Origin of the sequence: Steroidobacter denitrificans, assembly GCF_001579945.1 — a bacterium.
GTDB lineage: Bacteria > Pseudomonadota > Gammaproteobacteria > Steroidobacterales > Steroidobacteraceae > Steroidobacter > Steroidobacter denitrificans.
The window spans coordinates 3,194,771-3,208,721 of record NZ_CP011971.1 but is presented as its reverse complement, the minus strand read 5'-3'; the positions used below and the strand labels follow the sequence as shown (position 1 = coordinate 3,208,721).

Below are 13,951 nucleotides of genomic sequence, written 5' to 3'. Positions count from 1 at the left end.
TCGCTCACAATCTCGTTTCTCGTAAACTGCTTACTCCTGTGCCAGTAAAGTCGTCACATAGCTCAGCGCTTCCTTGGCGCTGTGATCATCGTAACCATACTCGCTCGTGAGCCGGTCTTGAACCGCCGAGATTTTCTTACGGGCCTCATCGTCCGGGCGTGCCGCCGAGGTGACCAGGCGCAGAACGTCACGGCGCTCTTCGAACAGGTATTGTTCGATCGCCTCGCGCATTCTCGCATGGCTGTTGAGCGTGAATTTTTCACCGGTCTTGTAGGCCACCATGGCCTTGCGCACGACCTCCTGGCGGAAGGTCTGCTTGCCGGACTCTGATACCTTGATCTGATCTTCCACCGACCGCAGGAAGCGTTCGTCGGCGGCGCGTGATTCGCCGGTGATCGGGTCGGTTACCTCACGATGATCCAGCGACGCTTCGACCTCATCGAGATACTTGTCCAGTAGTTCTTGCGCTTCGTCCTCGAAGGAGGCAAACAAGGCACGATGTACGTCTTCCTTGACCCAGCGGTTGTAGAAGTCCTTGCGGGCCAGGACCAGGTAGTCGATCCACAACTTCTTGGACTTGGTATCCATACGAGCATCGGTTTCGATGGAGTCCTTCAGCGCCAGCAAAACTTCCATGCTCGTCAGGCTCTTCTTGTCATTGCGCGTGATGGCATTGGATATGGAGTTCACGATGAATCGCGGGCTGACGCCGGTCAGACCTTCCTCGGGAACCTCGGCGCGCAGGCGTACGATTTCGGAATCCGAGAAGCCTTCCACGCTTTCCCCGGCATACAGGCGCAGCTTCTTGGTCAGATCCAATCCTTCGCGCTCTGGCTTGAGCAGCCGGGTCAATACGGCGAACACGGAGGCGACCCGCAGAGCATGCGGATCCAGATGCACATCGCGGAACGCCGGTGCGGCGGAGACGAGCTTGCCGTAGATACGTGATTCTTCCAGGTAGGACAGGGTGTAGGGCACCTTGACGATGACCATGCGGTCGAGCAGGGCTTCGTTCTCCTTTTCCTGTAGAAACTTGTGGAATTCCGCCAGATTGGTATGCGCCAGGATCGTCTCGTCCAGGTAGATGAGCGGGAAGCGCGACACCTTGACGTTTTGTTCCTGCGTCAAGGTCAGCAGCAGATACAGGAATTCGCGCTTGACCTTCAGAATCTCGATCATCTCCAGCACGCCTCGGCTGGCCGCATAGACGGCGCCGGACCAGGACCAGGCGCGCGGATCACCTTCGTCGCCGTACTGCGCCACCTTCGACAAGTCCACGGAACCGACCAGGTCGGCAAGATCGGCCGTGGTCGGATCATGCGGCGCATAGGTACCCACGCCGATACGGGATGCCTCGGACAGGAAGATTCGGTCCACCGGCATGCGCAAAAAATCGCCGTCGAATTCGCGCTCCAGCCGATCGCGCGCCCAAGGACTGAGTTCGCCGCGGATCTCGACGCCATAAGTATCGCGAAAATCCGCACGCAGGCTGGCCGGAACCAGATTGAGCGGCGATTCGTGCATCGGTGATCCCTGCAAGGCATATATGGCGCCATCGTCCGTGTGACTGTATTCCTCCAGCCCTCGCTTGAGCAGGATGGCCATCGTCGACTTGCCGCCTGAAGGCGGACCGAGCAGCAGCAGCAGCCGTCGCCCGATATCGGATCCCGCCGCAGCGGCCTTGAAGTAATCGACAACGCGTCCCAGCGCGTCGTCGATGCCGAACAGTTCATGCTTGAACAGTTCGCGGGGATCTGCAGCTTCGCCATTGCCGTCGGGGCTGTTCGACGCATTGCGGCCGAACCACACCAGCATGTCCCACAGGTATTCGTGACTGGTGCGTGCAATTGCGCGTGCCTGCGCCGGGACGATCGCACGAAGAAATTCGCCGAAGGTGCCCGACCAATGCTTGGCACGATGGCACCGGCTGTAGGCGCTCAAGGCCTCCACGAAATTCTCTCCGCCGGAGAAGTTTTCTTTGGGGCTGTCTGACTGCATCGAACTGCCCTCCGCACCGATCGAATCAAATATCAAGCTACAACGATCAAGTCCAGGCGCAAAACTCTCTATATATCCATTGGGCAACGCACTCCCGCAAACAGTTCACATGCTTTTGGATCAAAAGCGGGGTATGGCATCGTCCTGCATGTAGAAGCCCATCGTGAGAGCACATGTTCCCGGCAGGGAGCGCGCGCGCAATCCCTCGTGCAATCCTCGCGGACCGACGACGTAAATACAGGAATCCGCGAGAAATGCGGGAAAGTAAAGACCAGAGCCGCAGACTCAGGGCATCAGGAAACCCGCGGTAATTCATCCAGGACGCGTGCGTGCGTCTCATTGGAACCTGCTGAACATATCTCCTGATTACTCTTTTCGGAGAGTTCTTGCAATGCGATTGAATGCTGACGGGGCATGCGCTGTGCTGCAGGCCGGGGCGGCGAATACTTGGTTCAAGCCGCCTCGGTGGATACTGTCTTGAGCGCAAGGTCGAGTGCTTCGCGTACGACATCATCGACTCGTTCGCAGAAAACGAATTCCACGTCATTGCGTACGACCTGCGGCACCTCTTCGAGGTCCTTGGCATTGCGGGCGGGCAGCAGGATCTTGCGAATACCGGCACGGTGGGCCGCGACAGTCTTTTCCTTGATGCCGCCCACGGGCAGCACCAGGCCGCGCAGGCTGATCTCACCAGTCATCGCCAGGCCGCTGGCTACCGTCTTGTTGGTGAACAGCGATACCAGGGATGTGAACATGGCGACACCGGCACTGGGTCCATCCTTCGGAATCGCGCCGGCGGGCACGTGGATGTGCACGTCACTGCGATCGAATGCCTCGGGATCGAGTTCCAACCGTGACGACTGTGATTTAAGCAGCGACAGGGCCGCCTGCGCGCTTTCTTTCATGACATCGCCCAGCTGTCCGGTCAGGATCAACTTGCCGTTTCCAGGCACGCGCGTCGATTCGATGAACAGGATATCGCCGCCCACCGGCGTCCATGCCAGTCCCGTGGCTACGCCGGGTACGCTGGTACGCATCGCCACTTCGCTTTCGAAGCGCGGCGCACCCAGTATCGCCTGCAGATCGCCGACATCGATCACCTGCTGTTCGACGGCGGCTTCCGCGATACGTACCGCCACGTGACGCAGGACCGAGCCGATAGTGCGCTCCAGATTGCGCACGCCTGCCTCGCGGGTGTAATCGTGCGCCAGCTGCCGCAGAGCGGCTTCGGTGATCGACGCCTGTCCAGGTTTCAGGCCATTGGCCTCGAGTTGTCGTCGCACCAGGTAGCGCCTGGCGATTTCGACCTTTTCATCTTCCGTATAGCTCGTGAGCTCGATGATTTCCATCCGGTCGCGCAACGGTCCCGGTATGGTGTCGAGCATGTTGGCGGTGGCGATGAACATCACCTTCGAAAGATCGAAGGGTACGCCTAAATAATTGTCGCGAAACGTGCTGTTCTGTTCCGGATCGAGCACCTCGAGCAAGGCGGAGGCCGGATCGCCCTGGATGCCGGCGCCTAATTTGTCGATTTCATCCAGCATGAGCACCGGATTGCGTGTGCCGGCCTTGCGCAATGCATGAATGATATTACCGGGCAGTGCGCCGATGTAGGTGCGGCGGTGACCGCGGATTTCGGCTTCGTCGTGGACGCCGCCCAGGCTGACTCTTGCGAATTTGATGTTCAGAGCCCGGGCGATGCTCTGGCCGAGAGACGTCTTGCCCACGCCCGGCGGACCGACGAAACACAGGATCGGGCTGCGCCCCTGAGGGTTGAGCTTGCGTACCGCAAGGTACTCGATGATGCGGCGCTTGATCTTGTCGAGGCCGTAGTGATCCTCATCCAGGACCTCGCGCGCCTTTGCGATATCGATCGACTCCTCATCGAGCTTGGACCAGGGAAGCTGGATCATCCAGTCCAGCCAGGTGCGCAGCATGGAATATTCCGCGCTGGCATCCGGCATGCGCTCCAGACGCTTGAGCTCCTTGTATGCCTGTTCCAGCGCTTCCTCGGCCATGCCTGCCTGTTCGGCGGCTTCGCGTAGTTCGGCGATTTCCGCGCCGCTTTCGCCTTCTTCGCCGAGCTGCTTGCGGATCTGGTGCAACTGTTCGCGCAACAGGACTTCCTTGTGGCGCTCATCGATGGCTTCGCGGGTTTGAGCCTCGATTTCACGCTGCAGACGCAATACCTCGATACGCTTCGACAGGATCTCCGTGACACGCTCCAGGCGCAGTTTCAAATCCAGTGTTTCCAGAAGTTCCTGCTTCTCGGAGGATTTGATGTCCATGAAGCTGGTGACCAGGTCCGCGAGCGTCGAGGGTGATTCGATGGCCTGGATGGCATTGGCCAGTTCGGCAGGCGCCTGCGGCAACAGCGCCACTACCTCGGCGGCCAGCCGCTTCAGATTCAGTGCGCGGGCTTCAATTTCGGTGCTGGTCGCGGATTCAGGCAGATATTCCACCCGTGCCACCATGAACGGCAGACCGCTCTGATAGTCGAGCACACGAAAGCGCTGCTCGCCCTGCACGACCAGATGATGGGTGCCGTCCTGACCGGTCACATAGCGCACGATGTTCGCCGCCGTGCCGATCTTGTGCATGTCGCGACCGGTCGGAGCGTGCAGGTCGGGATCCTGCTGAAGCAGAAAACCGACTTTGCGCTCAGACCGAACGGCTTCTTGGGCAGCGGCAAGGGATCGTTCCCGATTGATCGCCACCGGCATGACCGTGCCGGGAAACAGCACCAGGTTGCGTACCGGAACGATGATCAGCATGTCGTCGGAGATCGTCGTGTCCGGTTTCCCCGTCTCAGCGACATCGTTCGCCGCCTGCTCGGTCATTGCAGCCACCTCGTCGTCGGGCCGCTCATCATGCTGTATAGAGTCGGTCATGAAGGCTCCAGTTCAGCGTATTGCCAGGCGTAGTACGAGGCATCCGTTCACATACGCCTGCTCCATCAGTTCATAGTGTCCGGCGGGCAAGGCGATGCGCCGCTCAAAGCGTCCATAGGGAATTTCCAATCGATGCACCGCAGTCATGTTCCGTTGCATGGGCGGCGGGCGCAGCGCGGCGATCAGCAGTAGACCGCTGTCGGTACGCACGTCGATATGCTCCGGTGCGACGCCTGGCAGGGCGACCGTCACTTGCATGTCCGCTCCATACGCCACGATGTCTACCGGCGGTTCCCAGCGCGCCTGGGCATGCACCGCCTGCCCGAAGCGAAAGAACTGCCGTTGCATTCGTTCCGCCCGGTCGATCATTTCGCAGGCTTCAGCCCACATCCACGAGGGCGGGTTGCGAATCGCCATGATTGGATTCCTATCGAGACATGATTGCTAATTTGGGCCGGATATCCGGTAGTCAAGGCGCCGCCGGATGCCGTCCTGTCCCCGTCAGCGTACTCTATCCGATCCACAACAGGCCCGGCCGGTCCGCACCAGTTCCGGTCACGAGACTGCTCTGTGCGGATATTCGCGGGCACACGCAAGGGGCTGCTGATAAGCTACCCCCGCCGGCCTTTGTTTTCGACCATTCCGGCCTGCGGCATATTCCAGCTTGCGATGCTGATCCAGCCTGCAGCACCGGCCACAGGTCTCGTGGCTGGTTTTTTGTGAGATTGGCATGAAAGGACCGGCAGCCCCAGTCGGTAGATTCCGTCAGCGGCAACCCGCGGGTACCTATCCCCATGACGCAAGAACATGACGCAAGACGATTTCGATTCCGGATTTTATCAACGTTTTTATCGCGATCCTCGCACGCGTGTGACCACGCCGGCCGAGATGGCGCGCCGCGCAGCCGTGGTGGCCGCCATCCTCAAGCAGTGGCAGTTGCCTGTGCGCCGGATCCTGGATGCCGGTTGCGGACTGGGCTGGATGCGCCCGGCAATGCTGAATGCATTCCCCCGCAGCGCCTACGTGGGATTGGAGTTCAGCGAGCATTTGTGCCGGCGTTACGGCTGGGTTGAGGGATCGCTCACCGACTATCGTGCGCGGGCGCGCTTCGATCTCGTGATTTGCCACGATGTCATGCAGTATCTGCCCGAGCGCGACGCACGACGCGCGATGGCCAATCTGGGGCGGTTGTGCCGCGGGGCATTGTATTTTTATGCTCCCACCGTAGAGGATTGGCGGCACCATGCCGACCGTTCCTGCAGCGACACCAGTATTCACTTGCGTGAGTCGCAATGGTACCGCTCGCGGCTTTCACGCCATTTCCGTTACGCCGGCTTCGGTATCCATGTGCGCCGCGGCGTGTCGTTCCCGCAGTGGGAACTGGAGCGGCCGCGTGAATGAGCGCCGCCGCGCGACGGCGGCTTCCGTTCGGCGTCAGGGTCTGCGTTTGCCGTAGCGTCGACGTACCGGTCCGCGCCGGGCGGTCGCCGAGGCCGGCGTGGCTTTTTCTGTGTTCGCCGCGGACGGCGACACTCCCTGAAGTCCGGTGTGCTGCGTCCGCGCAGGCTGGAGTCTGGCCGATCCAGTGTGCGTGGGCATGCGCCGGCCTTCGTGCGCTTCACCGGTGCCTGCCGGTTGCCAGGCCGGTATCAAGTGACGTTTGCCCGAACCGATGAGGTCGGTGCGTCCCATGCGCTTGAGCGCTTCGCGCAGCATCGGCCAATTGTTGGCGTCATGCCAGCGCAGAAACGCCTTGTGCAGGCGGCGGATCTTCAATCCTCTGGGGATGGGCACGGTCTCGCTGGTACGCGTCACCTTGCGCAGCGGGTTCTTGCCCGAATACCACATGGCCGTCGCGGTCGCCATCGGTGACGGCAGGAAGGCCTGCACCTGATCGATGCGGTAACTGTTTTGCTTCAGCCACAACGCCAACTCCAGCATATCCTCATCGGTGGTGCCGGGATGGGCGGCGATGAAATAGGGGATGAGATATTGTTCCTTCCCTGCTTCCTTGGAATACTGGTCGAATAATTCCTTGAACCGGAAATAGGTTCCTATGCCCGGTTTCATCATTTTCGACAGCGGACCCTCGCTGATCGCCTCGGGAGCGATCTTGAGATAGCCGCCCACATGATGTTGCACCAGTTCCTTGACGTATTGCGGCGATTCCACCGCAAGGTCGTAGCGTACGCCCGAACTGATCAGCACCTTCTTGATGCCTGGCAGGGAACGGGCCTTGCGGTAAAGCTTGATCAGCGCCGTGTGGTCCGTGCTCATGTTCGGGCAGACGCGCGGGTAGACGCAGGATGGTCGGCGGCAGGCCGACTCGATCTCGCGTGACTTGCATGCCAGACGATACATGTTGGCGGTGGGTCCGCCCAGATCCGAGATGACGCCGGTGAATCCCGGCATCGTATCGCGCATCGACTCGATTTCACGGACGATCGAGTCCTCCGAGCGGCTTTGGATGATGCGTCCTTCATGCTCGGTGATGGAACAGAACGTGCAGCCGCCGAAACAACCCCGCTGAATGGTGACCGAGAAGCGGATCATTTCGTAGGCCGGGATCTTGCGCTGACCGTAGGAAGGGTGCGGTACCCGTTGATACGGCAGATCGTAGATCGCATCCATTTCCTTGGAAGTCAGCGGAATCGGCGGCGGGTTCAGCCACACATCGATATTTCCGTGCCGCTGCACGAGTGCGCGGGCGTTGCCGGGGTTCGCTTCCATGTGCAGGATGCGCGAGGCGTGAGCATACAAGACTGCATCGTTGCGCACCGCTTCGAAGGACGGTATGCGGATATATGATTCCTTGCGCGCCGGACCGGGGATCTGCCGGTGCAGGTGCGCCACCTTGGTTGCGGGCGCCGGGGTGCCGGCCGCTGTATCACGCTTCACCGCGTAGGGATCGATCGGCGGACTCAGCCGACCGGGTTCGTCGATCGAGGTGGAGTCGATTTCGGTCCAGCCCTCCGGCAGGGTGCGCCGCGCGAAAGCGGTGCCCCGCAGGTCTGTGATGGTGTCGATGGACTCGCCCTTGGCCAGCCGATGGGCAATCTCGACGATCTGGCGTTCGCCGTTGCCGTACACCAGCAGATCGGCCTTGGAGTCCAGCAGGAGCGAGCGTCGCAGCGTTTCCGACCAATAGTCGAAATGCGCGATGCGGCGCAGGCTGGCCTCGATGCCGCCGATCACGATGGGTGTATCGGCGTAGGCTTCACGGACTCGCTGCGAATACACGATGACCGAACGGTCAGGCCGTCGGCCGCCCTGACCATCGGGCGTATAGGCATCGTCGCTGCGTACGCGGCGGTCCGAGGTGTAGCGGTTCACCATCGAATCCATGTTGCCTGCGGTCACGCCGAAATACAGATTCGGCTTGCCCAATCGCTCGAAGTCGGCCGTGGAGTGCCAGTTAGGCTGGGCGATGATGCCCACCCGGAACCCTTGGGCTTCCAGCACGCGCCCGATGATGGCCATCCCGAAGCTGGGATGATCGACGTAGGCGTCGCCGGTCACGATGATGATGTCGCAACTGTCCCAGCCGAGTGCGTCCATTTCCAGGCGTGAGATAGGCAGGAAGGGTGCCGGTCCGAAGCGGGCCGGCCAATACTTGCGGTAGGAGAACAGGTTTTGTGCGGCCAGCATGATGTGGAGGTCCTGTCCTGGAGGGGCCAGTCCGCGCCGGAAAATGGCGCACAATTAAAGAAGAACCTTGCATTCTAGCAGGTTGGGCCATGAATCACGGTGCATGGCAACAGGACGCGGGGCTGGCCCGTGAGACGCTCATGGAGCGGCGCGTGCCAGGGCTTTGCGGCGAGCTGCAGCCGTGACGGTGGAGACGTAGGGCGAATCCCGATCGAAAAAACGCCAGGGTTTGCGCGCCCAGGCGCCGGCATAGTTCACGCCGATGCGAGGACTGCGCGATACGCGTGGCATCCGATAGTCCGCCGGCCGCTCGATCCACAGCGTCCGACCCAACAGGTCGGTGCGATTCAGGCTGCGGTCGATGTGCAGCGCCCGGCACAACAGTCCCGGCCCATGGGTGGTGCCGGTCGTGCCTTCCACCGGTTCCAGGGCCCGCAGCAGGATGGCGTGAGGCGTGCCCTCGGCGGCGGCCACCACATTGAGGCAGTTCCAAAAGCCATAGATCAGGTAGACATAGGCATGTCCCGGCGGACCGAACATGACGTCGGTGCGCGCGGTGCGGCCGCGAGAAGAATGAGCAGCCAGATCCAGCGGCCCCTGGTAGGCCTCGGTCTCCACGATCCGCCCGACCTGGCGGCCGGCCGGTCCGACATGAACCAGGTGCATGCCCAGCAGCTCACGAGCCACCTTGAGGGTGTCGCGGGCGTAGAAATCGCGGGGTAACTTACGTGCGGCGGGAGGCATGCCATGCATATTATAGAGTTGTTCGATATCGTTCCGTGGTTGAAGCCCGCTCATGGCCCTCTAGCGTCGTGCATTTCTCCTGATGCACGACGCTAGAGGGCCATGAGCGGGACTTCGGTCCAGTGGTGGAGAGAGTCGGGTGGGGTAAGTGAGCATGCATCGGGTAAGGCGGCTGGCTTGGCGGCGGGGCGGCCGGGGCCGGCTCCGCATCTGGTGTAGAGTTCGCAACGTAGTCATTCGGTCGGGAATCAAGATGTATACAGAGCTTCGTCGTCCTCGGCTCTTGAGTGCGCTGGCGATACTTGCCATTTCGCTCGGTGCGTGCAAACGCCACGAACCTGCACCCGTACCCGGTCCCCAGGCAGTTGCCGTTTCCGCGCAAGCCAGCACGGCGGCCGGACAGATCAGTGTCGATGATCTGCGCGATTGGATCGTCACCTTGTCTTCCGATGCGTTCGAGGGCCGCGGCCCTGCGACGCCGGCCGATGTGAAGACCCGCGAATATCTGGTGAAACAGTTGCAACAGATTGGTTTCTCCGCGGGCGGCAAAGATGGCGGCTGGCAACAGAGGTTCGATGTCGTCGGCGTCACCACGCAGATGCCCAAGCAATGGATCTTCCACAAGGACGGCGGAAGCCTGTCCTTCAAATGGTGGGATCAATACATCGCGGGCAGCGGTGTGCAAGCCGGCAAGGGCGCGATCCAGGATGCGGAGGTCGTCTTTGTGGGTTACGGCATCCAGGCGCCCGAATATGACTGGGATGATTTCAAGGGTCAGGATCTCACCGGCAAGGTTCTGTTGATGCTCAATAATGATCCTGACTGGGATCCAACATTATTTGCCGGTGATACCCGTCTGTATTACGGACGCTGGGTCTACAAGTATGAAAGTGCCGCCCGTCAGGGGGCCGCGGGAGCGATCATCATCCACACCACGCCGTCCGCCGGCTATCCGTTCCAGGTCGTGCAGACCTCATGGACCGGCGAACAGGTCGAGTTGCCGGACGAAGGCGGTCCCCGCATCCAGGTGCAGGGCTGGCTCACCGAAGAGGCCTCGCGCGAGCTGGTGAAGTTCGGTGGATGGGACCTGGAGCAGTTGATCCAGGCTGCGAAGTCCAAGGATTTCATGCCGGTTTCGCTGGGCGTCAAGACTTCCCTGGAATTTACGAATACCCTCAATCGTTCCACGACGGCCAACGTTTATGGTGTGCTCGAGGGCAGCGATCCGAAGTTGAAAGAAGAATACGTCATCTACACAGCGCATCACGATCATCTGGGGATCGGTGCGCCCGACGCCAATGGCGACAGGATCTATAACGGCGCGCTGGATAATGCTTCCGGTGTCGCACAGCTGCTGGCGATCGGTAAGTCGTTCGCGGCGTTGCCCGAACCGCCGCGCCGCTCCGTGATGCTGTTGTTCGTAGCGGCCGAGGAGCAGGGCCTGCTGGGTTCGCGCTACTATGCCGAACACCCCACGGTCGAGCCTGGCAGAATGGCGGCCAACATCAACTTCGATGGCGGCAACATCTGGGGCCACGCCAGGGATGTCATTTACGTGGGTAAGGGAAAATCGACGCTGGATGACTATGTCGAAGCCGTCGCCCGGTTTCAGGATCGCGTCGTGACTCCGGATCAGTTTCCCGACCGTGGGTTTTTCTATCGCTCCGACCAGTTCAATTTCGCCAGAATCGGCGTACCCGCCCTGTATCTGGATGCCGGCACCGACATCATCGGCAAGCCGGACGGCTGGGGCAAGGAACAGCACGAGCGCTACGAGAGAGAGCATTATCACCAGCCCTCGGACGAAATCGACGACAGCTGGAATTTCGACGGCATGATCGAAGATGCGCAGCTCGGCTTCTATGTCGGCCTGAATGTCGCAAACGCGGATGAAATGCCCGCCTGGGTACCGGGCGATGAGTTCGAAGCGGCCCGCAAGGCCGCCCTGCGGAGGTTGCCGATACATCGGTAGATCTATCTACGGCTTGATCGGATCGGGCATTACGACATCGAAATCGCCGATAACCCGCATGCAGGCATCGTCGAGGCGCCGGCGGGCTGCTGCAGCGCTCTGAAGCTGCAGCGACCGCTGGATCCTGTGCCGGGAGTGCCTGCCGGATAACCGGGTTCGGCGAGGCCTCATCTGACCAGGGCGAGGCTCAGCTCCCGGCTGTCGGCTCGGCCCTGATCGTCCACCGCTCGTACCAGGTATCTTCCCGCGCGCGCCGGCCTCCAGGGCAGCGCCACCCCCGGCGAGCCTGTACCGACATAGCTGTCATCGACAAACCAATGCAGGCGCTGTACCTCGCCGTCTGCGTCCGCGGCCAGCGGAATAGGTTGTTTGCCGATTCGGTCGACCGGCACTGCATAAGTTACCGCCGTGACCGGCGAGGTGATACGCGGCGGCGTTCCGCCTGCTGCGTCGCGCCTGCAAGCCGCTCCCGGCGGCGGGCGGCGGCGCGGCATCCCCGCCTGAGCGAACAACAGCTGCAGATCCGTGGGCCAGAACTCGAATACTTCACTGCGCGTATACCGCGGATCGTACGGCGGACAGACTTGATAGCCGGTGCGTGTGTCGATCCAGACGCGGCGGTGTATCTGGCTCACCCGGATCGGCGAGACGCCCGGGATGTACCATGCAGAGGCGATCTGCGGGCATTCTGCATTCGGCAGATCACCCGACGCGCCGCACACCTCGACGCGTGCCAGCCGCGGCGGTTGGCGATATGCCGGCTCGACGAGCCTTTTGTTCGCGGCGAGCGCATCGACCAGACGAAAAAACAGCGGCGCCGCAGCCTGGATTCCCACGAATGCCGGATTGCCCTGGCCATCGAAGTTGCCCAGCCATACGACCAGTACGTAGGACCCCAGCACGCCGGCCGTCCAGGCATCGCGAAAACCCCAGGAGGTGCCGGTCTTCCAGCCGACCGGCATGGTGCTGTGTCGGGGCGCGGCGAGGTCGTCCGGGCGAGGTGTGTTCTTGAGCATTTCGAGCGTCATGAAGCTCGACTCCTCGGACAAGACGCGCGGTGCTGTGCGTAGGGGCTCATGCGCCAGATAGCGCAGCGGTGCCAGGCGGCCGCGATTCGCGAGTGCTCCATACAACACCGCCAGTTCCTCCATCGTCACCTCGCCCCCGCCCAACGCCAGCGCCAGTCCATAATGGCGTTCGCTCGCCATCCGCGAAATCCCCGCGCTGCGTAGAAATTCATACAGGCTGGGTCGTGCGAGTTGTGCCGACAAGGCCACCGCTGGTACGTTACGCGAACGGATCAGCGCATCGGTTGCGGTAATCGGCCCCATGAAGCGGCCATCGAAATTCTCGGGACTGAACGGCCCGAACGAAGTCGGAGCATCCTTCAATACGGTCAGAGGATGGATCAGGCCTTGATCGATCGCCAGTGCATAGATGAACGGCTTGAGCGCCGACCCCGGAGAGCGCTTCGCCTGAGTTCCATTCACTTGTCCGGAAATATCCGCCGAAAAAAAATCCGCCGAACCCACCAGGGCGCGTACGGACAGATCGCGATAATCCACCAGCAGGGCCGCGGCGTTGTGTATGCCTAGGTCGCGCCGTTCGCGCACATAGCCGGTCAGCACTTTTTGTACAAGGTTTTGCAGTGAAGCATCGAGCGTCGTGACCAGGACATGCTCATCCGGTATGGATGTCGCCAGGCCGCGCGGCGATCCGCCGGAAAACTCGCCGGCATGCGCTGCAACCCCGTCGGCGCGGACGCGCCGCAGGATCTGATCCGTGAAATGCGGTGCAGCGAAAGGCAGGTCATTCAGCTGCCCGTAGCGCATGGACTGGGCGATGTATTGGCGCTTATCGGCATCCCGTGGGTGCTGTTTTAGCCAGCGATCGAACAAGCGCATGCGTGCCGCACGCAACTCGGCAGGTTCCTGGGCCGCCGGGGCGCGGCGGGCCGGGGATTGAGGAATGAGCACCAGGCTGAGGGCTTCCGCGAGATCGAGTCTTGCTGCCGGCTTGCCGAAGTACACCAGGCTGGCTGCACCCACGCCCTGGATATTACCTCCATAAGGCATCAGGTTGAGGTGTGCTTCCAGCAGATCCCGCTTGGAATAGCGCAGTTCCAGTATCAGCGCACGCGCGATCTGTTCCAGCTTGCCGGGCACGGAACGCGTGTTCAGGCCGTACAGCAGACGTGCCAGCTGCATGGTGATGGTCGACCCCCCCACTCGCACATCACCCGAGCAGCTCGCCGCGGCGGCACGCAGCAGCGCGACCGGGTCGAAGCCGGGATGACGATAGAAATGCCGGTCTTCATGCAGCAGCAGAGCTTCGATGAACTGCGCAGATACCGTCTCCAGCGGCGTCCACAGGCGATATTGCTGGTCGCCGGCGAGCGTCAGGCGCAGCAGCTTGCCGTTACGGTCGAAGATCGCAGTCGAGGAGGGGATGTGTGCCGCCAGCGGTTCGCGCGGCCAGTAGCGCACGCCGGCCGCTGCGATCAGCAGCGCCACTGCACAGGTGAGAAAGGCGATTCCACGCGCTCTCATGAACGATCAGCTCGACTCAACTCGCCTCATCTCAATCGTTTCACCCTTCCAACCGTTTCAGCATTGTCAAATTTACATTGGGTGCCCATCCCGCTCATGTCCGTCTCCGTTCATGCCTTCAGATTCGAGGCATGAACGGAGACGGACAT

General features: G+C 61.4%; 8 protein-coding genes. 2 read left to right on the top strand and 6 right to left on the bottom strand.

What is annotated here, in order from left to right:
• Nucleotides 1-30: 30 nt before the first annotated feature.
• The 3 genes from ACG33_RS14335 to ACG33_RS14325 form a co-directional block, all read right to left on the bottom strand.
• Nucleotides 31-1,998 carry a PrkA family serine protein kinase gene (locus ACG33_RS14335; RefSeq protein WP_066923508.1) on the bottom strand — a complete coding sequence of 656 codons (1,968 nt, stop codon included), beginning with the start codon at nucleotides 1,996-1,998 and terminating at the stop codon, nucleotides 31-33.
• A 452-nt stretch (nucleotides 1,999-2,450) separates the two neighbouring features.
• On the bottom strand, nucleotides 2,451-4,838 hold the full coding sequence (gene lon / locus ACG33_RS14330; RefSeq protein WP_066922198.1) for an endopeptidase La: 2,388 nt from the start codon (nucleotides 4,836-4,838) through the stop codon (nucleotides 2,451-2,453).
• Between the two features lie 63 nt (nucleotides 4,839-4,901).
• On the bottom strand, nucleotides 4,902-5,306 hold the full coding sequence (locus tag ACG33_RS14325) for an Hsp20/alpha crystallin family protein (protein ID WP_066922196.1): 405 nt from the start codon (nucleotides 5,304-5,306) through the stop codon (nucleotides 4,902-4,904).
• Nucleotides 5,307-5,696: 390 nt separating this feature from the next.
• On the opposite strand from ACG33_RS14325, the gene ACG33_RS14320 reads away from it, so the two are divergent.
• Nucleotides 5,697-6,290 carry a class I SAM-dependent methyltransferase gene (locus ACG33_RS14320; protein WP_066922194.1) on the top strand — a complete coding sequence of 198 codons (594 nt, stop codon included), beginning with the start codon at nucleotides 5,697-5,699 and terminating at the stop codon, nucleotides 6,288-6,290.
• A gap of 33 nt (nucleotides 6,291-6,323) precedes the next feature.
• Here the strand turns inward: ACG33_RS14320 and ACG33_RS14315 are convergent, their stop codons facing one another.
• Complete coding sequence (locus ACG33_RS14315) at nucleotides 6,324-8,537, bottom strand: YgiQ family radical SAM protein (RefSeq protein WP_083537009.1); 2,214 nt, start codon at nucleotides 8,535-8,537, stop codon at nucleotides 6,324-6,326.
• A gap of 138 nt (nucleotides 8,538-8,675) precedes the next feature.
• Nucleotides 8,676-9,281 carry a DNA-3-methyladenine glycosylase gene (locus tag ACG33_RS14310; RefSeq protein ID WP_066923506.1) on the bottom strand — a complete coding sequence of 202 codons (606 nt, stop codon included), beginning with the start codon at nucleotides 9,279-9,281 and terminating at the stop codon, nucleotides 8,676-8,678.
• 253 nt (nucleotides 9,282-9,534) lie between these two features.
• Here ACG33_RS14310 and ACG33_RS14305 point away from each other — a divergent pair, with 253 nt between their 5' ends.
• Nucleotides 9,535-11,253: a M28 family peptidase gene (locus ACG33_RS14305; RefSeq protein ID WP_083537007.1), complete on the top strand. Its 1,719-nt coding sequence runs from the start codon at nucleotides 9,535-9,537 to the stop codon at nucleotides 11,251-11,253.
• 167 nt (nucleotides 11,254-11,420) lie between these two features.
• Here ACG33_RS14305 and pbpC read toward each other — a convergent pair whose 3' ends face one another.
• Nucleotides 11,421-13,802: a penicillin-binding protein 1C gene (gene pbpC, locus ACG33_RS14300; RefSeq protein ID WP_066922192.1), complete on the bottom strand. Its 2,382-nt coding sequence runs from the start codon at nucleotides 13,800-13,802 to the stop codon at nucleotides 11,421-11,423.
• Nucleotides 13,803-13,951 lie beyond the last annotated feature (149 nt).

Excerpts from the sequence above, each read along its gene's own strand:
- ACG33_RS14305 (WP_083537007.1), top strand. The coding sequence starts at position 9,535 with ATGTATACAGAGCTTCGTCGTCCTCGGCTCTTGAGTGCGCTGGCGATA.
- ACG33_RS14320 (WP_066922194.1), top strand. The coding sequence starts at position 5,697 with ATGACGCAAGACGATTTCGATTCCGGATTTTATCAACGTTTTTATCGC.
- pbpC (WP_066922192.1), bottom strand. The coding sequence starts at position 13,802 with ATGAGAGCGCGTGGAATCGCCTTTCTCACCTGTGCAGTGGCGCTGCTG.
- lon (WP_066922198.1), bottom strand. The coding sequence starts at position 4,838 with ATGACCGAGCAGGCGGCGAACGATGTCGCTGAGACGGGGAAACCGGAC.
- ACG33_RS14335 (WP_066923508.1), bottom strand. The coding sequence starts at position 1,998 with ATGCAGTCAGACAGCCCCAAAGAAAACTTCTCCGGCGGAGAGAATTTC.
- ACG33_RS14325 (WP_066922196.1), bottom strand. The coding sequence starts at position 5,306 with ATGGCGATTCGCAACCCGCCCTCGTGGATGTGGGCTGAAGCCTGCGAA.
- ACG33_RS14315 (WP_083537009.1), bottom strand. The coding sequence starts at position 8,537 with ATGCTGGCCGCACAAAACCTGTTCTCCTACCGCAAGTATTGGCCGGCC.
- ACG33_RS14310 (WP_066923506.1), bottom strand. The coding sequence starts at position 9,281 with ATGCCTCCCGCCGCACGTAAGTTACCCCGCGATTTCTACGCCCGCGAC.